This is a genomic window from Clostridium sp. AF23-6LB (assembly GCF_003461085.1).
GTDB lineage: Bacteria > Bacillota > Clostridia > Lachnospirales > Lachnospiraceae > Coprococcus > Coprococcus ammoniilyticus.
On the sequence record NZ_QTWK01000001.1, the window covers coordinates 48,649 to 70,051 of the forward strand.

16 protein-coding genes are annotated in these 21,403 nt (G+C 40.1%); all 16 read right to left on the reverse strand.

Annotated elements, in window-relative coordinates; all coding sequences use genetic code 11:
- Position 1: 1 nt before the first annotated feature.
- Positions 2–1,915, reverse strand: a complete 1,914-nt coding sequence (locus DWY07_RS00225; protein ID WP_117821896.1) for an alpha amylase C-terminal domain-containing protein — start codon at positions 1,913–1,915, stop codon at positions 2–4.
- Between the two features lie 100 nt (positions 1,916–2,015).
- A complete protein-coding gene (locus tag DWY07_RS00230) occupies positions 2,016–3,254 on the reverse strand; it encodes a DUF1015 family protein (protein ID WP_117821897.1) in 1,239 nt (412 codons plus the stop codon).
- 87 nt (positions 3,255–3,341) lie between these two features.
- Entirely contained in the window at positions 3,342–3,908 is a 567-nt protein-coding gene (locus DWY07_RS00235; protein WP_008402902.1) for an AAA family ATPase, read from the reverse strand.
- 98 nt (positions 3,909–4,006) lie between these two features.
- Positions 4,007–4,729, reverse strand: a complete 723-nt coding sequence (locus DWY07_RS00240; protein WP_021944404.1) for a class I SAM-dependent methyltransferase — start codon at positions 4,727–4,729, stop codon at positions 4,007–4,009.
- Positions 4,722–6,539 carry an aminotransferase class I/II-fold pyridoxal phosphate-dependent enzyme gene (locus DWY07_RS00245; RefSeq protein ID WP_021944403.1) on the reverse strand — a complete coding sequence of 606 codons (1,818 nt, stop codon included), beginning with the start codon at positions 6,537–6,539 and terminating at the stop codon, positions 4,722–4,724. Before DWY07_RS00245 ends, DWY07_RS00240 begins: the two co-directional genes overlap by 8 nt.
- A gap of 14 nt (positions 6,540–6,553) precedes the next feature.
- A complete protein-coding gene (gene yidC / locus DWY07_RS00250; protein WP_021944402.1) occupies positions 6,554–8,578 on the reverse strand; it encodes a membrane protein insertase YidC in 2,025 nt (674 codons plus the stop codon).
- A gap of 2 nt (positions 8,579–8,580) precedes the next feature.
- Positions 8,581–8,838, reverse strand: a complete 258-nt coding sequence (locus tag DWY07_RS00255; RefSeq protein ID WP_021944401.1) for a hypothetical protein — start codon at positions 8,836–8,838, stop codon at positions 8,581–8,583.
- Positions 8,839–8,859: 21 nt separating this feature from the next.
- Positions 8,860–10,917 (reverse strand): hypothetical protein, encoded by a 2,058-nt coding sequence (locus DWY07_RS00260; RefSeq protein ID WP_147340228.1) that lies wholly within the window; start codon positions 10,915–10,917, stop codon positions 8,860–8,862.
- Between the two features lie 405 nt (positions 10,918–11,322).
- Entirely contained in the window at positions 11,323–12,408 is a 1,086-nt protein-coding gene (gene asd / locus DWY07_RS00265) for an aspartate-semialdehyde dehydrogenase (RefSeq protein WP_008402908.1), read from the reverse strand.
- 26 nt (positions 12,409–12,434) lie between these two features.
- Positions 12,435–13,598 (reverse strand): phosphoglycerate dehydrogenase, encoded by a 1,164-nt coding sequence (locus DWY07_RS00270; protein WP_117821899.1) that lies wholly within the window; start codon positions 13,596–13,598, stop codon positions 12,435–12,437.
- Positions 13,599–13,667: 69 nt separating this feature from the next.
- Positions 13,668–14,750, reverse strand: a complete 1,083-nt coding sequence (gene serC / locus DWY07_RS00275) for a 3-phosphoserine/phosphohydroxythreonine transaminase (RefSeq protein WP_117821900.1) — start codon at positions 14,748–14,750, stop codon at positions 13,668–13,670.
- Between the two features lie 33 nt (positions 14,751–14,783).
- A complete protein-coding gene (gene ilvB / locus DWY07_RS00280; RefSeq protein ID WP_117785426.1) occupies positions 14,784–16,466 on the reverse strand; it encodes a biosynthetic-type acetolactate synthase large subunit in 1,683 nt (560 codons plus the stop codon).
- A 25-nt stretch (positions 16,467–16,491) separates the two neighbouring features.
- Positions 16,492–18,168 carry a dihydroxy-acid dehydratase gene (gene ilvD, locus DWY07_RS00285; RefSeq protein WP_008402912.1) on the reverse strand — a complete coding sequence of 559 codons (1,677 nt, stop codon included), beginning with the start codon at positions 18,166–18,168 and terminating at the stop codon, positions 16,492–16,494.
- Between the two features lie 14 nt (positions 18,169–18,182).
- On the reverse strand, positions 18,183–19,268 hold the full coding sequence (gene leuB, locus DWY07_RS00290; protein WP_117821901.1) for a 3-isopropylmalate dehydrogenase: 1,086 nt from the start codon (positions 19,266–19,268) through the stop codon (positions 18,183–18,185).
- A gap of 259 nt (positions 19,269–19,527) precedes the next feature.
- Positions 19,528–20,013 (reverse strand): 3-isopropylmalate dehydratase small subunit, encoded by a 486-nt coding sequence (gene leuD / locus DWY07_RS00300; RefSeq protein WP_021944395.1) that lies wholly within the window; start codon positions 20,011–20,013, stop codon positions 19,528–19,530.
- Positions 20,014–20,031: 18 nt separating this feature from the next.
- The gene (gene leuC, locus DWY07_RS00305; RefSeq protein ID WP_021944394.1) at positions 20,032–21,297 is read right to left on the reverse strand and encodes a 3-isopropylmalate dehydratase large subunit; all 1,266 of its coding nucleotides are present in this window, start codon (positions 21,295–21,297) and stop codon (positions 20,032–20,034) included.
- Positions 21,298–21,403: the final 106 nt, after the last annotated feature.

Sequence of the window (21,403 nt, forward strand, 5' to 3'; positions counted from 1 at the left end):
ATTATTTCACCTTCTTAAATACTGTGATTGAAAGTGCCGGGAGAACAATCTCGATATCACCGTCCTTCGTCACCTTCTGCTGTTTATTGTTATTACCTTCTCCACCATACTTTGCCGCATCACTGGAGAAGATCTCTTTATAAGTTCCCGGAGCTCCGGTCTGTAATACATGGCTCTTCTGATCTGAAGTTCCAAAGTTCGCAGCTACATAACAGACAGAACCCTTACTGTCTGTTCTTGTGAAGCATACAGTATGTGGCTCCTGCTCTCCTGCAAATATAAATGGAAGTTTGTCTGCTTCATAAAATGCCGGTTCTGCAAGATATAAAGCATTCAGATCCTTTACATACTTCTGAAGATATTTATTTGCTTCAAACTCCAGAACGCTCCAATCAATAACATGATAGCCATCAAAACCGCCAAACATTCCAATCTCCTGTCCCATAAACATCAGTTTTTTACCAGGAAGGAACATATTCAAGCCATAAAATATACGAAGATCTGCATATTTGTCTTCATAGCCACCCGGCATCTTCTCTATAAAGCTTCCCTGACCATATGCCACTTGATCATGTGATAATGCACTTACCTCCTGATACTCGGATATAAATCCGGTTACAGAAGATACATAGTCTACAAAGTTCTCTCTGCGATCCGGCGCAGTCTTCATATACTCTGTAAGCTTTGAAACGCCCGTTGTGTTCCATGTAAGATCCACCATAACATCCGCATATCTGTCTCCGGTCACCTTTCGGAAGGAACGGATCAGCTCTTTATTATCCAGACGGATGCCATCCAGATGATACGCTTCCAACCAGTAAGTCATACAGTCAATATCCATCACAGGCACCATATCAAGGATCACACCAATACCTTTTGCATGCAGATAATCAACCATTGCCATAAAATCAGTTGGAGAACCAAATCTGGACGTTGGTGCATAGATACCCGTCGTATCATATCCCCATGTATCCTCACCGGAATATTCCATGATTGGCATAAGCTCGATGTAATTATACTTCATGCTCTTTACATAAGCTGCGACTTCTTTTGCAAATGACTGATAGGAAAGCCGTTCTCCATCTTTGTCGGTCTTAAATGTCTGCATATGTACCTCATAGATATTCACAGGTTCCATGCTGATATTCTTCTTTTTTCGGTCTGTCATATATGCCGCATCCATCCAGTCATATGTCAGCTCTGTAAATAAGGACGCATTGCCCGGAACCGGTTCAAATGCTGTTGCATATGGATCGGAGAAAATATCGGTTTCTCCATTTTCATATAATACTTCAAATTTATATCTGGTCTGGTTAATGTCATATGGTATAAACAGTTCAAACAGATCGGTATACTCAATCTTCCGCATCTGGTTCACTCTGCCGTCCCAGTTATTGAAATCTCCGACCACGCTGGCTCTGACGCAGCCCGGAACCTGAATACAGAATGCCACTCCTTCTGTGCCATCAAAGTTCAGCTTTCTGGCTCCAAACAATTCTTTGATCCGGAAGCCTGATTCCACGTCATCTTCTCCATTTACCACCTGCATTACTTTTTCAAGATCCGCAGAATAGTAAAAGCTGTATGCATCCTTTATCAGACTGACTTCATCTGCTTCTTCTCCGTCTGCATCCCATACCTTTCGGACAATCTTTAGCAGATATGCAAATGGCTGCCGGTTCTCAATCTTTACTGTAAAAAATCCATCGGCGTATTCTACATGCATCGGATATTCTGTCTGATCCTTTTCATCCACTACATAAACTTCTGCTGCATCCGGCAGAAATGCATTTACATATACATCAGCCAGACAGGCATGCATACCAAGTATGTGATGTGGATTGCCATGTCTCGCCCCCGTGATCGCCATAACCTCATCCTGATTCAGAACGAAAATCTCTGTGTTCTTTGTCATAACCCATTCTCCTCATGTGTATTCTTTTCTATATGCAAAATACGAAATAACTGCACCGTTTCCCTGTTCAATTTTCTCATTTGCATATGACTGTTCATCTTTATTCGTTTATCTTGTGGATAAAGATTCCGCTTCGAAGCTTTGGTTCAAACCATGTAGACTTCGGCGGCATCAATTTGCCTGCATCCGCAATATCAAATAATTCTGTAATGGAAGTCGGATACATGGAAAATGCTACCTTCTTTCCTCCATCCACCAGTCGTTCCAGCTCGGAAAGTCCACGGATACCACCGACAAACTGGATCCGTTTGTCCGTTCTCGGATCTCCAATGCCAAGCATCGGTGCCAGAACATTTTCCTGAAGCACAGATACATCCAGACAGCCGACAACATCCTCCGGAACAACTCCGTCCTTTACCGTTAACTGATACCATCTGCCATCCATATACATGCCAAAGCTACCTTTCTTCTCCGGTGAAACAGCCGCATCACATGCTTTTACTTCAAATTTGTCTTCCAGTTTCTTTAAAAATTCATCATCAGTCATACCATTCAGATCATTTACAACACGGTTATATGGAAGGATCATCAACTGATCATGCGGAAACAGAACGGACAGAAAATAATTAAATTCTTCCTCTCCGGTATAATCCGGATGCTGTTCTCTCATATGGAGGCCTGCTTTTACAGCAGAAGCAGAACGATGATGTCCGTCTGCTATGTAAATCTCGTTGATACCTGCAAATGCTTCCTGAATTATCTGAATATCATCTGCTTCATCAATGATCCATACATTATGTATGATACCATCCGGTGAAGTAAAGCCATATAACTTTTCTCCTGTCTTTACCCGGTCAATGATCTGATTTACAATATCAATCGAACGATAGGCAAGGAAGATTGGTCCGGTCTGCGCACCACAGGCTTCTACATGGCGGATACGATCCTGTTCTTTGTCTTCTCTGGTATTCTCGTGTTTCTTGATCACACCATTCACATAGTCATCAATCGAAGCACAGGCAACCAGACCTGTCTGATGACGTCCATCCATGATCAATTCATATATGTAGTATACCGGCTTTTCTTCCTCAATATAAGTACCATCCTCCATCATCTCATGCAGAAGATCTCCTGCCTTCTTATACACTTCCGGTGCATAGGTATCCACACTGTCATCAAATGATGTCTCTGCACGATCTACCTTTAAAAATGACATCGGTTCCCGACGTACTTCTTCACAGGCTTCTTTTCTGCTATACACATCATATGGTAATGCTGCCACTCTGTCGCAGATATCCGGTCTTGGTCTGAATGCTTTAAAGCATCTGATTGCTGCCATGTTCTGTTCCTCCTGATCTCTGTTTGTCTATATAAATATTGCAACAGAAAACATTGCTGATTCCTGTTGCAATACTCAAAATCACTATCAACCTCTGATTGCCTTAACAACCTTTTCTATAGATGCCTTAAATTCTTCATCGGAAGAATTCTCAAATATAAAGAGCTCTTTGATATTTGTTGGCGGATTGAAGTTCTGACTGTTGATATATTCATCCCAGTGCTCCAATTTCCAGGTATCTCTGTCTGATGCACGCTTGATCATTCTTTCGTGGCAGACATCTTTTCTGGTATTTACCCAGATCACAAAGAGCTCTGCACCTTTTTCTGCAAGCTTTGCACGGAGATTGTCAAGATATTCGTCATCTCTGATCTCATCTGTGAATGGTGCATTTATAAGAACTGTATCATTGTATTCCAGTGCTTCAAATGCAAGATCCAGTACACAATAATATTCGTAGTCGCGGATATTTTTCTGGAAGAAATCGGATGAACGGTTATATTCCTCACCAGCCACTACAAAGATCTGCTTTGAAAGAACAATTAATGTATCCTTATCCAGATATACACAATTTGGCAGTGCCTTTGCCACCTGTTTGGAAATAAATGTCTTTCCACAGGCTGGTGGTGATGTAACTAAAATTAATTTCTTCATGTGTGTGCCTCCATTTTTCTCATTATCTCAATCCTGTTTGATTTTAGCACAATTGTATGATGGTAGCAAGAATTTGTTAGCGAATTTGGTGTTATTTCTTATTTCTTAATAATTAATACATTGTACATAAATTGACTATTCCAGTAATATGGATTTTCAACAGATGTAAATACCAATTCACAACCATGCTTTTGTGAAAACATTTCAAACATGGATTTTGAAATAAATAACTTATCAAGATTTTTATATTTTTCATCATAATTCTGTATTTTAGCTCTTCTATACTGCATACAGGCATCTTCCAGCTCTTTATCAAATATCTCTGTGATCAGCACAGCCTTATGCGCTTTTTCATACATCTTCTCCAGAACATCAGATACATAGGCTTCATCTGGAAAATATGCAAATACAGAATCAGCCATCACAACATCAAATTTTTCATCTGTTGAAATATGGTCCGCTTCCATACATGCTATCTCCGCTTCTTTTAATACAATTTTTGCAATATCTGTACTCTGTCTGGAATAATCAATTCCACCAATCTTTTTATTCTGCCTGGAAAATAAATATAAGGTCGCTCCTGCGCCGCATCCTACTTCATAAATGCTGTTCCACGGACCAATATGTGTATTTAAAAGTGCACATTCTTCTTCCCAGCTTTTATAAAATGCATTATAATATGCATCCGCTGAATCTCCCAGATCCACATCAAATCCATCAATTCGTTTCAGCTCCCGCCAGATTGCTTTAGGATCTTCAAGCGACTGCAAAAAACATTCATCCGCTTCTCTTCTATTCCAGATTGCTTTCCAGTTATTCAATATATTCACCTCCAAATTTTTTCAACAATTCAACCAGATGCAGATTCTCTTCATCCGTCCGAACTGCAAGTCTGATCATTTCCTTTTGGTTATTTAATTTCTCATTCAGCACTTTGATCAAAATATTATTTTCCAGTAAAAATGATGCAAGTTTCCTGCTTTTCACTCCATCTGAAAGTTCACACATAACATAATTTGCTTGCGATGGATATACCTTCATATATGGGAGTTTTTCCAGCTCTTTCATGAAAATCTCACGGGACTTTCTAAGACGATCCAGTGACAGTCTGTAATCCTCCTTGTACTTTTCTATGATCTGTAAAAAGAATTCTGCATAAGAATTAATATTCCAGATTGGCAGTTTGCGCTGGATCTGATCAAGTTTTTCACTGTTTCTTCCAGCTAATATTCCCAGTCTGCAGCCCGGAACCCCATATGATTTTGAAATACTTTTTATTACATAAAACTCATCATACAGTTCCAGATACGAATCAGCTATACAAGATTCTGCCTCATCCGAAAAATCCGAAAAACTCTCATCTAATATAAGACATATCTTTTTCTTCTTACACCAATGGATCAATTCATATATTTCTCTGGAATCAATATAATTCCCACTAGGATTATCCGGATTTATCAGCACAAGCATTTGAATATGCTTCTGTTCAAAATAATCCTGAATGTCCTGTCCAGAATATGAAAAATCCATTTTTCTGGTATCCATAATAACTCTTTGTTCCTGCTTACAGCAATTTATATATTCCTCAAATGTCGGAGTCACAAAACCTATTTTTCCATTCGTTTCCTGCATCATTTCACGAATTAATTCCGCTGCTCCATTACCAACTATAATTTTCTTATCTGATATGCCAAACAGTTTGCCTGCCAATAACCGTATCACTCTTGCACCAGAGGGATACTGCATGATCAGCCGGTCACTGTTGGCACGAATTTCTTCCAACATGTGTTCTGTTGGGAAATACGGATTTACAAGATAGCAATAATCGACCAATTTAGGATATCTCCAAAAGCCACCATATCTGGCAGTTATTTTTTTATACTGTTCCTCTGTATTATCTGTAAACAGGCTTTCTGCAATATCCAGATCCTGAATATCATCAATCTCATACCAGCGCTGACCGTTAAGCCGTCTGGCCTGCAACTCTTTCGTGTCAAGCATTGCGATCAAGCGGATAACAGACTCATAATATTCATTATTTCCCATTGCCATTGCATACGCCTTTAGAAAAGGCACATATGTATACTTGGAAAAATGCCTGCTGAATTTATATATATTCACTGTCTTATAGTATTGATCCGCATTTACAAAATGAAGATTTTTTTTTGCGACCATATCCACAATACAGTCATTCTCATCCAAAAGCATACATGTACCATCCATCCAGCTTTCAAACCGATCAACAAGTGCAAGGTTCTCTCTTGGATCACATAATATCAGATCTATTACCGTTTCATCAAAAATCAGATCTGATTCCAGCAAGAGGGTGTCTTCTTCCTCCAGAAAAGTGGCCGTTAAAGACAGGGAATAAATATTATTTGTTTTATCATATATTGGATTTTCCACAAATATGATCGGTGTATGTATTGTTAATGACACAATATATTCCTTTAATGTCTCTTCCTGATACCCTGTCACTATAACGATCCTTGACAGGTCTTTTCTGTCAAGGATCTTCAGCATTCTTTCAATCAGAGATATTCCATTTACTTCAACCATACATTTAGTCTTATTCTTTGTAATATTCTTTAATCGTTTCCCCATTCCTGCTGCTAATATTATACCCTGCATTCTCCTACCCCTCTCTATTCCATAAGCCGTTTCATAATATATTTTCCACTTAATATCCGGCTCTTTCCGATATTAAAAATATGTTTCTCTCTGGCATCCGCAATCTGCTTTCTATACATGTCCTTTTGCTTTAACATATCTGTAGATATTTCAAGTATATTATCAATATCATTTACAGATATCGCCTTCCCAAGCACATTTCGCAATGTCACATTAATTGGCTTCTGCTCAATCTTATCATATTCAGGATTCATGATTTTCATTGGCGTATCAATAAACAGCACTGGTTTCAATGTTGTAAATGCATATTCAAATGATATATCTGACCAGTCTGTTATCAGCAGATCAGCATCCATAACCGTACTGTTAGAAGAAAAGTCCGTCTGTATAGTTATATTATCATCCTTTGCATATCGCTCCTGCATTTCCACAAACCGTTCCATCTGATGTCTCACCTGCTGCGGATGCGGCCGTACAATGACCTCATATGGTGTATTCTTATATTTATCTAATATCTGCTCAATACACAGATCAATAATATTTTCCGGCTGCCACGATGGTGCGATCAGTATTTTTTTCTTTTCATTTTCTTTTCTGTTTTCAATCTGATACTGCTCGATCATCTGATCCAATAACGCATATCCTGTCTCAACCAGAGTTTTAGGCTGTGTCACATACAGCGCTTCCATTTGCTGTATTTCACGTACCGAATCGATTCCTACACAAAAAACCGTGTCATAATAATCTAATGCACCTTTCCGTAATGTAAGTGCATTACTTCCCATCCCATGTGCTACATAAATATATTCAATATCTGATCTTACCTTGGAACGCTTGATATGATATTTTTCCAGATCTGGCATCGTCATCAGACAGATATCACAATCCAATTTCATAAACAAAGGAATCAGATACTTGTCCTGTGCTATATAATATGCCCGGACTGCCGACTGCTCCTGCTTCAGGATCGGATCCTCCGGATCACTGGTAACATAATCCATTTTATAATCAGACCGTTCAGCCAGATACTCTATGATCGGCTGATAATATTTATAAAAGCCCCGGCCCTCTGCATAAAATACAATTCTCTTTTCAGTCTTCTCAAACCGATGATAATCCTGTTTCTCTGTTCTCCCATACTTTTTTCGTATCTTTTCTTTTTCCTCTGCTGTTTCATTCAAGATCCGTATGTAATCCATATCAATATATTTTTCAGGCGGCATCACAATATTTACCAGATACATGGAAGGAATTGCGAACAAATTTCCAAAGATCCAATATACCCCGACTCCAGCCGGAACAAGGAACGCAAAATATGTGGAAAATGCTATCATAAATACCGTCATTCCTATTTTATTCCATTTTCCGGCATATAACTGCAGCACATTTATTTTATTTTGAACAACACACATGAGCCATGCGCTCACACCCGATAAAACAGGAATCAAAACCAGTTTATTATGTAATGATAATTGTGGTTTCTCTGATAAATTAAATCCGATAAAATTCATATCAAAATCTGATATCTTTTCTATCAGTCCCATAAGGTTTTCAGGCACACCGCTAATACCATTCTGTATTTCATGGATCATTGTCAACTGGTAAGAATTATCCTGCAATGTCCATCCAAGCCCCTCAAACCATTTTTGCAGCATAGCGATATCGGGATCCTGCATCCGCAGGATATATGAAAGCGGGCAATACATAACACCCACCAATCCAAGAACGATCAGAATCTGGATCAGCAGTGGTATCATATCCAGTAATGGATGATATTGCATTTTTTTATATAATTCCAGTTGTGCATCTGCATACCGATCTTTATCATCCACATATTTTACTTTTAAAGCATCAAGTTCCGGACGCATCTGTGCCATTTTTATCGAATTTTTCTGTGTAATCAATGAAATAGGAAATAATACAAATTTTGTAAAAATCGTAAACACAATAATTGACAATCCATAATTATTTACAAAAACATAGCACCATCTCATTATGATCCCGAAAAAATCCGAAACATAATTAATTATCTGATTCACTTCTATTCCTCATCATCTAACAAATCATCTGCAGTAACAATTTTCTTTTCTTCATTTCTTGTCTTTTTTACGGGCTGTTCTTCTGTTTTTCCTTTTTTTAATGCTCTTTTTATTTTACTGAATGCAATTCCTGCTACCGCACCTGCTGCGATCACTACTCCGGCAATTATCTGGATCAGATAACTTGTCGTCGCCGGATCAATATATAATTTCATTGTTGGAAATTCCTGTACTAATAAATTCATTTCATTAAACATCATACTATCTCCTTTTCTTGTTTTTTAATACCAGAAATCGATCAACGGTATCTTCTGCTTCGGTTTTGCACCTGCATATTTCCTTAATTCATCCTTGTCTCCCTGATATGTATACTTATACAAACAAGCATAATTTGCTGAATCATTTTTCAGAAGATCGGATATATTTTCCTTGTACTGTCGTATATATACACTTCTTGACCGATTTTCATCCGCTTCATAATCATAAATGGTTTTATCTTTGCTTTCACCTGTAATAAGCTTCATGATCGTTGGCATAAACTCTTCCGCACTTACCGGAGAACTGCAAACTGCAAGCCTGTCATTCTTTTTATAGGGTTCTTTGATAAAGAAAATAGGCTGAATACCATCTACCGTCATGATTTTTCCATGATCTGCCGTTATTATGATCGTTGAATTATCATAAACTCCCATATTTTTCAATTCATCAAGAAAAACGTACACATCATTTAGATTATCGTAAGCCGCTTCTGGCAGATTTTTTCCCTTTCCATCCCCATAATCATGCATTCCGCTAAAATGGTAAATTGCAAATGTTCCAGAACTGCTGTTATATTCTAGTCCCTGTGTCTGTAATTTTAAATAAAAATCATCATCCAGGTCCGGCGAATCTTCCCCTCCGCCGGAAGAACTGACCGCACCATCAAAATCACTGGTAACAACTAAAGAAAATCTCTTTAATGCCAGCGGCAATACTTTATACATTGCCCCCTTTATAATATTTTTCCGGACTGCGTGGTAATCGACTAAGATCTCACCATCTGCATTTTCCTGTACATTATCATAATATTCATATAGATTCTTTGCATTAAGAAAACTAACTGTTGCTTTATCCGTATATATATTACAAGAATACTGTTGTTCTTTTAGTGTATTATAAAATTCGACAGCCTTTTCTGAATGAAATGCTTCTTTAGAATATTCCCGACAAGGAATCGTATTATCAAATTCCTGTCCCGTTAACAGATAATTCATTGCCAGCGCTGTTCCGTCATATTTGCTGTCATAATTATCATAATATGTAAAATCATGCAGCGGCTCTAACGCATCCGGATATTGCTCTGTCATTTCGTCAATAAAATCATTGCTGTATGTATCAAGAACAAATACAAAAATATTTTTTTCTTCCGATACTGTATATTCATTTTTGCCTGAAACATAGTAATTTGTAATCTCTGCTTCTGAAGTATTCCTATAACCTCCGGATTTTATAACCAGATATACAGTTGCCGATATCTGAATACATAATAAACACACTGCTACATATTTCAAAATACTAAAGAATTTATTTTTAAATTTTGCAAACAAAATAACCGGAACTACAATACAGATTCCCCATACAATTCCGGTCATGATCATCTTGCCGGAATAATCACTCCATTTAATTGCATAAGCATCCGTAATACCAAGGTCACGATCAAATATCATAACCTGAATATAGGAAGCTACCGCTAATCCCCATAAACAACAACTGATAATCTTTGTTACATTCGTTTTCAATAAACTGACCAGAACAGATATGATAACGGATAAGAAAAAAGACTGCACGATCATACTACCCCAGAAATCAGATAAGTTAAATTCCAAGGTCTTTCGATTGGTATAATAAAATTCCAGTGTATTCTCTATAAATACCCAAAACATCAACAAAAACAGGGAAAGGAAGATATTAAAAAATCTTTTTATAATTCTTTTATATCGAACAACCTGTACTTTTCGGTTTTCTGCTGTTTCTGTAAACAGCCAGTATAACATTCCCGGATTTTTATCAACTGCTCCAAAGGTAAACAAACATAATAAAACAAGCCAGATGATCAATAATAAAGCAAACAGCCAATTTGAAAAATATTGAAAATCATCTGATCTTGCAACGATCATACATATAATAAAGGCAAAGAAGCCTGCAATATTCTGAAGCATATGCATTTCCCAAATGGATTCCCGCAGCTTTTTCATCACCATAAAGAAAGCATTTACCAGATATGACATAATAAAGAATCCCCCGCTGATCCCCCATTCGCCATTTGGAAGATATAACAGGATCAACATTCCCCAAAACATAAACGAACTCATCACTTGTTCATGCCAGTTCTTCAGCACTTTAATTACCCGATTATCTCTTCCAATATGATTGAAAAGGAATGGTAATCCTATTTGAAGAATAACCATGAAAAGAACAATTAGCAGATACAGTATTTTTACACGGCATTTACCAACAAGCACATAGTAAAACAATCCAGTCACATCATACAAATATAAAAAATACGAAAATAACATACATGGATTATTTTCCTTTCTTTTCCATATATAACGAAACACTGTAAGAAAAATAACACATATAATAAACCAGACCCCCAGCATTTTATCCTCCTCATACAAATCTTGCATTATGTTATGAAAGAAAAGAGGCTCTTTTTGTATATTCTAAAAGAACCTCCTTTTTTCAACTTATTGCTTTATGAACATTTATTTCTTTGTGATATATCCCTGTGCTTTTAATAACTCTGCGCAAAGGACAGCACCACCTGCTGCACCTCTGACTGTATTATGGGATAAACCAACAAACTTCCAGTCATATACAGTGTCTTCACGAAGACGACCAACGCTGATTCCCATACCATGTTCAAAGTCAACATCCATTGATACCTGTGGGCGATTGTCTTCTTCCAGATACTGGATGAACTGCTTTGGTGCGCTTGGAAGCTCAAGCTCCTGAGGAACGCCCTTATATGATACCAACTTTTCGATCAACTGTTCCTTTGTAGGATTCTTCTTGAACTTAACAAATACAGCTGCTGTATGTCCGTTTAATACAGGAACACGGATACACTGACATGTGATAACCGGTGTTGTTGCAGGAACGATCACTCCATCCTCGATCTTACCCCAGATACGAAGTGGTTCCTTCTCTGACTTTTCTTCTTCTCCACCGATATATGGAATGATATTTCCAACCATTTCCGGCCAGTCCTTAAAGGTCTTACCTGCACCTGAGATTGCCTGATATGTGGTAGCAACCACCTCATATGGCTCAAACTCTTTCCATGCTGTAAGAACCGGTGCATAAGACTGGATGGAGCAGTTTGGTTTTACTGCTACAAAGCCTCTGGTTGTTCCAAGTCTCTTCTTCTGGAAATCAATGACCTTCATATGCTCCGGATTGATCTCAGGTACTACCATAGGAACATCCGGTGTCCAGCGATGTGCTGAGTTGTTGGATACTACAGGAGTCTCTGTCTTTGCATATGCTTCTTCAATCGCCTTGATCTCTTCCTTTGACATATCAACTGCACTGAATACAAAATCTACAGTTGCAGCAACCTGTTCTACTTCATTTACATTATGAACGATGAGCTTCTTAACGCCCTCCGGCATCGGAGTATCCATCTTCCATCTATCGCCGACTGCCTCTTCATATGTCTTTCCGGCACTTCTTGGGCTTGCAGCCACTGTTACAACCTCAAACCATGGATGATTCTCTAATAATGCTATAAATCTCTGTCCTACCATACCGGTAGCACCAAGAATACCAACTTTCAGTTTATCACTCATTTTTACTAATCTCCTAATCTTTTTTCTTAGATCGCGCGAACCTTGATAACACCATCAATTGCAAGCAATGCATTGATATCGTCTTCTGTAGGAACCTTATCAATGTCAAGGATTGAGTATGCATATTCACCCTTTGCCTGACTGATCATTCCCGATACATTTCCGCCCTGCTTTGCAAATACGCCTGTAAACTGTGTCAGCATGTTAGGAATATTCTTATGGCAGATTGTAACTCTGGCAGTATCACCACATACGCCCATATTTACATTTGGATAATTTACGGAGTTCTTGATATTACCATTCTCCATAAAGTCTGTGATTTCTTTACATGCCATGATCGCACAGTTATCTTCAGATTCTTCTGTGGAGGCACCAAGATGTGGTAATGCAATTACATTTTCTGTACCTGCGATTGCCGGATTAGGGAAATCTGTTACATATTTTGCTACCTTGCCGCTTGCAAGTGCTGCCTTGATATCTTCATCATTTACAAGAACATCTCTTGCAAAGTTCAGGATTCTGACACCATCCTTCATCATGGCAAATGCATCTGCATTCAACATTCCCTTTGTTGCAGGAAGTGCTGGAACATGGATCGTGATATAATCACATTCCTTATAGATATCTTCTACATTTGTAATATGTTTGATGTATTTGGATAAGCCCCATGCTGCATCAACGGATACAAACGGATCATAACCATATACTTCCATTCCAAGTCTGACTGCGATATTTGCTACCTTGGCACCGATCGCACCAAGACCGATAACGCCGAGCTTCTTGCCGGCGATCTCATTACCTGCATACTGCTTTTTCTGCTTCTCAACTGCTTTTGCAAGGTTCTCGTCAGAAGCATTGTCCTTTACCCAGTTGTATCCGCCCATCAGATCACGGGAAGCAAGAAGCAGACCTGCTACAACCAGTTCCTTAACACCATTTGCATTTGCACCTGGAGTATTGAATACTACAACGCCCTTTTCTGCGCATTTATCAAGTGGAATATTATTTACACCTGCACCTGCTCTTGCAACACACAGGAGTTTGTCTGAAAGTTCCAGATCATGCATGGATGCACTTCTTACCAGGACCGCATCTGCGTCTGCATAATTATCCGTTATTTCATATGTATCCGGTAACAGCTTCATGCCACATGCAGCGATCGGATTTAAACAATTCACTTTAACTGCCATTTTTATTTAACTCTCCTTTATATCCGCCTCCGCATGCAATCCCAAAGGACTGCATGCAGAATGCTCTTATTATGAATTCTTCTCTTCGAAATCCTTCATGAATTCTACTAACTTCTCAACACCTTCGATCGGCATTGCATTGTAGATCGATGCTCTCATGCCGCCAACCGTTCTGTGTCCCTTCAGATTTACAAAACCAGCTTCTGTTGCAGCCTTTACGAACTTGGCATCTAATTCTTCATCACCTGTAACAAATGGAACATTCATTAAAGAACGATCCTCTTTTACTACAGTTCCCTTAAACATCTTGGAGCTGTCTAAGAAATTGTAAAGGATTGCTGCCTTCTTCCCATTGTGCTCCTTCATAGCTGCAAGACCACCCATCTCTTTTACCCATTTGAATACCTTGCCACAAATATAAATACCGTAGCATGGTGGTGTATTGTAAAGAGAATCTGCATCTGCCTGTGTCTTATACTTTAACATGGTTGGTGTAAATGGCATAACGTCATCACGGATCAGATCTTCACGGATGATCGCAACTACTACACCGGCCGGACCTACGTTCTTCTGTACGCCAAAGTAGATCATACCATAGTCAGATACATTGACCGGCTGAGACAGAATGTCGGATGACATATCTGCTACCAGAATCTTACCCTTTGTATTTGGAAGCTTGTGATATGTAGTTCCATAGATTGTATTGTTGTGACAGATATATACATAATCTGCATCCTCATCAATCGGAAGATCAGAACAATCCGGGATATAGGAGAATGTCTTATCTGCTGATGAAGCAACAGCATTTACCTTTCCATATTTTTTAGCTTCTTCGTACGCTTTCTTTGCCCACTGACCTGTGATGATGTAATCCGCTACACCATTCTTCATAAGGTTCATAGGTATCGCAGCGAACTGCTGGGAAGCACCGCCCTGTAAGAATAATACTTTGTAATTATCAGGGATTTCCATGATATCTCGAAGATCCTGTTCTGCCTCTTTGATGATCGTATCGAATGCTTTCGATCGATGACTCATCTCCATAACACTCATGCCTGTTCCTCTGTAGTCAAGCATTTCTTCTGCTGCTTCTCTTAATACAGATTCAGGAAGCATGGATGGACCTGCTGAAAAGTTAAATACTCTTGCCATTTTTTATCTCCTTCTTTTTTATTATTGTTATTTTTAATTATCAAGATCTTTGTCTGTGAAACAGGTGTCGATTGCAGCACCCGGAGCTACCATAGGCCATACCTTATCATCGGAATCGATCATAACATCCAGTACGGTCGGACCATCTGCTGTCAATGCCTTCTTAAACTCTGTTTCAAACTCTTCGATCGATGTGATCTTACTTGCATTTGCCCCAAGTGCTTTTGATACTGCTACAAAATCAACAGAATCATCTAATACTGTATTCGAATACCGCTGTCCGTAGAACAGATTCTGCCACTGTCTTACCATTCCGAGAACGTGATTATTTAATACCACCTGAATGATAGGTACTTTATAACGGGCTGCTGTCGCAATCTCGTTCATATTCATACGGAAGCATCCGTCTCCTGCGATATTTACTACAGTCTTATCCGGTCTGCCATATTTTGCGCCGATAGCTGCACCGACACCGTATCCCATAGTACCAAGTCCGCCTGATGAAAGGAAAGTTCTTGGCTCCTTATAAGTGTAATTCTGTGCCGCCCACATCTGGTGCTGACCTACATCAGTAGTGATTATAGCATTTCCTTCGGTAATTTCATAGATTTTTTTGATAGTTGCCGGTCCATTTAAGTGATCCATGTCGTATGTGACCGGATTTTTCTCTGTTAAATCCTTGATTTCTGCCATCCAGGAACGATTTGACTGAGTTGGAAGTTTACTGTTTAATATCGTCAGAACTTCTTTAGCATCACCCACAATGCTTGCATTTGCCGGAATATTCTTATCAATCTCGGCTGCATCGATATCAATATGAATGATCTTTGCATTTGGTGCGAACTTGGAAGCATTTCCAATGACACGGTCGGAGAAACGTGCTCCTACCACGATCACAAGGTCGGATCTGGATACTCCAAGATTCGATACCTTGGTTCCGTGCATTCCGATCATGCCGGTATAACGCTCGCTTGTACCATCATATGCGCCCTTTCCCATAAGTGTATCACATACAGGTGCATCTACCTTCTCGGCAAATTCTTTTAATTCTTCGGAAGCTCCTGAAATGATCACTCCGCCACCTGCCATGATATATGGTCTTCTGGATACTTTGATCATCTCGATCACTTTATTTATATCTTCTTCCCGGATTGTATCTGTCTTACGCTCGATCACTGCCGGTTCTTCATATGTATACTCTGCCTCTGCAGCCGTAACATCCTTTGTAATATCAACAAGGACAGGACCTGGTCTTCCACTCTTTGCGATCTTAAATGCACGTCGGATCGTCGGTGCCAGATCTTCTACATTTTTTACGATAAAGCTATGCTTTGTGATCGGCATTACAACACCTGCAATGTCGATCTCCTGAAAGCTGTCCTTACCAAGCATATTTACTCCGACATTTGCGGTGATCGCAACCATCGGAACGGAATCCATATATGCAGTTGCAATTCCCGTTACAAGGTTTGTTGCACCGGGACCGGATGTAGCCATACAGACACCGACCTTACCTGTTGCTCTTGCATATCCGTCAGCGGCATGTGCTGCCCCCTGCTCATGTGATGTAAGTACATGCGTGATCTCTTCCTGATGCTTATATAAGGCATCATAGACATTTAAGATTGCGCCCCCCGGATACCCGAACACAATATCAACACCCTGTTCTTTTAAACATTCAATTACTATCTCAGAACCTGATATCTTCTTTGCCATTTTCCTTTTGCTCCTTTAATACTCTCTACTTATCAGCCTTTGGTACCTCTAAGATCGCTCCACGATTTCCTGATGTTACCATAGCGGCATATCTTGCAAGATAACCGGTTGTTACCTTCGGTGTTCTTGGCTTCCATGCAGCCTTTCTCTGTGCAAGCACATCATCCGGTACATCTAACGTGATCGTAGTATTGTTAATATCAATCTTGATGATATCTCCCTCTTCTACGAGTGCGATCGGACCACCAACTGCTGCTTCCGGTGAAACATGTCCGATGGATGCACCACGGCTGGCTCCTGAGAATCTTCCGTCTGTGATCAAGGCTACTGATGATCCAAGTCCCATACCTGCGATCGCTGATGTTGGATTTAACATCTCACGCATACCAGGGCCTCCTTTCGGTCCTTCATAACGGATAACAACGACATCACCGGGTACGATCTTACCGCCCTTGATCGCTGCAATCGCATCTTCTTCACAGTCAAATACTCTTGCAGGTCCTTCATGCACCATCATCTCAGGTACAACAGCGGAACGCTTTACAACAGAACCGTCCGGTGCAAGATTTCCCTTTAATACTGCAAGACCACCGGTCTTACTATATGGATTATCCAGTGTACGGATAACTTCCGGATTCTTATTTGCTACGCCGTCAACAGCTTCACCGATCGTCTTACCGGTTACTGTCATACAGTCTTCATTTAACAGACCTGCGGATTTTAATTCATTCATAACAGCGTATACGCCACCGGCTTCATTCAGATCTTCCATATAAGTAGGACCTGCAGGAGCCAGATGACATAAGTTTGGTGTCTTGGCACTGATCTCATTTGCATAGGAAATATCAAAGTCAAACCCGATCTCATGTGCGATAGCCGGAATATGAAGCATGGAGTTGGTAGAACATCCAAGCGCCATATCAACGGTTAATGCATTGATGATCGCTTCTTTTGTAATGATATCTCTTGGTCTGATATTCTTTCTGTACATATCCATAACAGCCATACCTGCATGCTTTGCAAGCTTCAGACGCTCAGAATACACCGCAGGTATCGTTCCGTTTCCAGGAAGTCCCATACCAAGTGCTTCTGTTAAGCAGTTCATGGAATTCGCTGTATACATACCGGAACAGGAACCGCAGGTAGGACATGCCTTACATTCAAATTCATTTACATCTTCTGCTGTCATGGTTCCTGCCGAATAAGAACCAACAGCCTCAAACATACTGGAAAGACTGGTCTTATGACCTTTTACATGACCTGCAAGCATTGGGCCACCGGATACAAATACGGTAGGTACATTTACTCTTGCTGCAGCCATTAACAGACCAGGTACATTCTTATCACAGTTCGGGATCATAACCAGTGCATCAAACTGATGTGCAGTTGCCATTGCTTCTGTAGAATCAGCGATCAGATCTCTGGTTACTAATGAATATTTCATACCGATATGTCCCATAGCGATACCATCACAGACTGCAATTGCCGGGAACATGACAGGTGTACCACCAGCCATAGCAACTCCCATCTTAACTGCCTGTGCGATCTTATCCAGATTCATATGTCCCGGAACGATCTCATTGTAAGAACATACGATACCTACCAGCGGACGTTCCATTTCTTCCTTTGTCATACCGAGTGCATTAAACAGGGAACGATGTGGCGCCTGCTGCATTCCGACTTTTACATTATCACTCTTCATCTCTATACTCTCCTTTATTTTATGCGTTCTGCAATTAAATCTCCCATTTCAGAACAGCTTACCGGTGTCATTCCTTCCGAAATGATATCACATGTTCTGTAACCATCTACCAGTACCTGTTTTACAGCCTGCTCTACTGCATCTGCTTCCTTATCCAAGTCAAATGTGAAGCGAAGCATCATAGCTGCCGACAGGATCGTTGCGATAGGATTGGCCTTGTTCTGTCCTGCAATATCCGGTGCTGATCCGCCGCTTGGCTCATACATACCAAACTTCGTCTCATTTAAGGATGCAGACGGAAGCATACCGATCGAACCTGTGATCATGGATGCCTCATCGGAAAGGATGTCACCGAACATATTCTCTGTTAATACAACATCAAACTGTGCAGGATCCTTTACAAGCTGCATTGCACAGTTATCAACTAACATATGCTCGTAGCTTACTTCCGGATAATCCTTTGCCACTTCTTCTACGATCTTTCTCCATAATCTGGAAGAATCCAGAACATTTGCCTTATCTACAGATGTAACTTTCTTTCTTCTCTTCATTGCGATATCAAAACCCTTAATCGCAATACGACGGATCTCATTCTCATTATATACAAGGTTATCATGTGCAGTTAACACACCATCGATCTCCTCTGTACTTCTTGCTCCAAAATACAGGCCACCTGTCAGTTCACGCATGATCATCATGTCAAATCCACGATCTGCGATCTCTTCCTTTAACGGACAGGCACTCTTTAACTCCTCATAAAGATTTGCCGGTCTTAAGTTTGCAAATAATCCAAGCTCCTTACGGATCTTAAGAAGTCCTGCTTCCGGTCTTAAATTTGGAGGAAGCTTATACCATGGCGAGGTAGAAGTATTTCCACCAATGGAACCTAACAATACGGCATCCTTTGATTTTGCTACTGCTACTGCCTCATCTGTAAGCGGCACTCCGGTTGCGTCGATCGAGCATCCACCCATCAGGATCTGCTCATAATCAAATGTATGACCATATACTTCACCAACTTTATCCAGAACCTTCATTGCTTCTGTTACGATCTCAGGGCCAATACCGTCACCCTTGATCACTGCTAAATTAAATTTCATCTTTTATTCCTGCCTTTCTTTACCAAGTAATGCAACCTCGCCTTTCGGCTCGGTTTGTGCTGCGCACTATACATTTGAATAACTTCTATGCTATATGTAAGCAAGCTTGCATAGCATAGAGTTATTGGCATATGCCTTTTCTTTACCAAGTAATGCAACCTCGCCTTTCGGCTCGGTTTGTGCTGCGCACTATACATTTGAATAACTCCTATGCTGTATGCAAGCAAGCTTGCATAGCATAGAGTTATTCAAATGTGCATTACTTGTTGTTAATGTAGTTAATCAGGCCTTCATTCTTAATGATCTCCTGCATGAATGGAGGAAATGCCTGCCCCTTATACCGGGTATCCTTTGTCTTATCGTAGATGATACCACTGTCAAAATTGATCTCTACTTCATCACCGTCCTCGATACCTTCTGCTGCTTCCGGGCACTCAATGATCGGAAGTCCGATATTGATCGAGTTACGATAGAAAATTCTTGCAAATGTATCTGCGATAACACAGCTTACACCGGATGCTTTAATCGCGATCGGTGCATGCTCTCTGGAGGAACCACAGCCAAAGTTCTTCTTTGCCACAATGATATCTCCTGCTTTTACGTTGTTTACAAATTCCTTATCTATGTCTTCCATACAGTGTTTTGCAAGCTCCGCAGGATCTGATGAATTCAGATATCTTGCAGGGATAATAACATCTGTATCTACGTTGTCACCATATTTGTGTACTGTACCATATGCTTTCATTCTGCGTACCCTCCTTAATTATAATCCAAGTTCTTCCGGACTGCTGATCTTGCCTGTGATCGCTGATGCTGCTGCAACAGCCGGGCTTGCCAGATATACTTCTGAATCAACATGACCCATACGTCCTACAAAGTTACGGTTGGTTGTGGATACGGCTTTTTCTCCTGCTGCCATAACACCCATATGTCCACCAAGACATGGTCCACAGGTAGGAGTGGAAACTACAGCGCCTGCCTTTACAAATATCGTCATGAGTCCTTCTTCGATACACTGTAAGTATACTTCCTGTGTTCCGGGGATCACGATGACACGAACACCCTGTGCTACCTGTCTGCCCTTGATGATATCTGCTGCAATACGCATATCGGAAATACGTCCATTTGTACAGGATCCGATCACAACCTGATCGATCTTGATATCGCCAACTTCATCAATTGTCTTTGTATTCTCCGGCAGATGTGGAAATGCAACTGTTGGACGAAGTGTAGAAAGATCAATCGTATACTCTTCATCATAAACTGCATCTGCATCTGCTTCATACTTCTTGTAAGCCTTTGTGGAATGTTCCTTCATGTATGCTTCTGTTAATTCATCCACCGGAAAGATTCCGTTCTTGGCACCTGCTTCGATTGCCATATTTGCGATAGTAAAACGATCATCCATGGTCAGGTTCTTAATACCGTCACCAACAAATTCCATAGATTTGTATAATGCGCCGTCTACACCGATCATACCAATGATGTGAAGGATAACATCCTTACCGCTGACCCAAGGTGCTTTCTCTCCTACAATATTAAACTTGATCGCAGATGGTACCTTAAACCATGCTTTGCCTGTCACCATACCGGCTGCCATATCAGTACTTCCAACACCGGTTGAAAATGCACCAAGTGCACCATATGTACATGTATGAGAATCTGCACCGATACAGGTCTCGCCTGCAACGATCAGTCCCTGCTCCGGTAACAGAGCGTGCTCAATACCCATAGAACCTACATCAAAGAAATTCTTGATCTGGTTCTCTGCCGAGAATTCTCTGACACATTTACAATGCTCTGCACTCTTAATATCCTTATTCGGTGTAAAGTGATCCATTACAAGTGCAATCTTATTCTTATCAAATACTTCTTTCTTATTGAATTTGTCCATCTCATGAATTGCTACAGGTGTTGTAACATCATTTCCAAGTACAAGGTCCAAATCTGCCTCAATCAACTGTCCGGCTTCCACGCTGTCAAGTCCTGCATGTGCAGCTAAAATCTTCTGAGTCATTGTCATACCCATGTGCTTTGTCCTCCTGATCCTAAATCTTATTTTGTAAATAACTGTCGCTATTTCACGCATTTTGTTATTGAATATTTTTATTGATTTTACCACACCGGCTGGTATA

Bases quoted from the DNA above. Each gene is read 5' to 3' on its own strand.
- DWY07_RS00225 (WP_117821896.1), bottom strand. From the start codon at position 1,915: ATGACAAAGAACACAGAGATTTTCGTTCTGAATCAGGATGAGGTTATG.
- DWY07_RS00230 (WP_117821897.1), bottom strand. From the start codon at position 3,254: ATGGCAGCAATCAGATGCTTTAAAGCATTCAGACCAAGACCGGATATC.
- DWY07_RS00235 (WP_008402902.1), bottom strand. From the start codon at position 3,908: ATGAAGAAATTAATTTTAGTTACATCACCACCAGCCTGTGGAAAGACA.
- DWY07_RS00245 (WP_021944403.1), bottom strand. From the start codon at position 6,539: ATGCAGGGTATAATATTAGCAGCAGGAATGGGGAAACGATTAAAGAAT.
- DWY07_RS00255 (WP_021944401.1), bottom strand. From the start codon at position 8,838: ATGATGTTTAATGAAATGAATTTATTAGTACAGGAATTTCCAACAATG.
- DWY07_RS00260 (WP_147340228.1), bottom strand. From the start codon at position 10,917: ATGTTTTGGGGAATGTTGATCCTGTTATATCTTCCAAATGGCGAATGG.
- asd (WP_008402908.1), bottom strand. From the start codon at position 12,408: ATGAGTGATAAACTGAAAGTTGGTATTCTTGGTGCTACCGGTATGGTA.
- DWY07_RS00270 (WP_117821899.1), bottom strand. From the start codon at position 13,598: ATGGCAGTTAAAGTGAATTGTTTAAATCCGATCGCTGCATGTGGCATG.
- serC (WP_117821900.1), bottom strand. From the start codon at position 14,750: ATGGCAAGAGTATTTAACTTTTCAGCAGGTCCATCCATGCTTCCTGAA.
- ilvB (WP_117785426.1), bottom strand. From the start codon at position 16,466: ATGGCAAAGAAGATATCAGGTTCTGAGATAGTAATTGAATGTTTAAAA.
- ilvD (WP_008402912.1), bottom strand. From the start codon at position 18,168: ATGAAGAGTGATAATGTAAAAGTCGGAATGCAGCAGGCGCCACATCGT.
- leuB (WP_117821901.1), bottom strand. From the start codon at position 19,268: ATGAAATTTAATTTAGCAGTGATCAAGGGTGACGGTATTGGCCCTGAG.
- leuD (WP_021944395.1), bottom strand. From the start codon at position 20,013: ATGAAAGCATATGGTACAGTACACAAATATGGTGACAACGTAGATACA.
- leuC (WP_021944394.1), bottom strand. From the start codon at position 21,297: ATGGGTATGACAATGACTCAGAAGATTTTAGCTGCACATGCAGGACTT.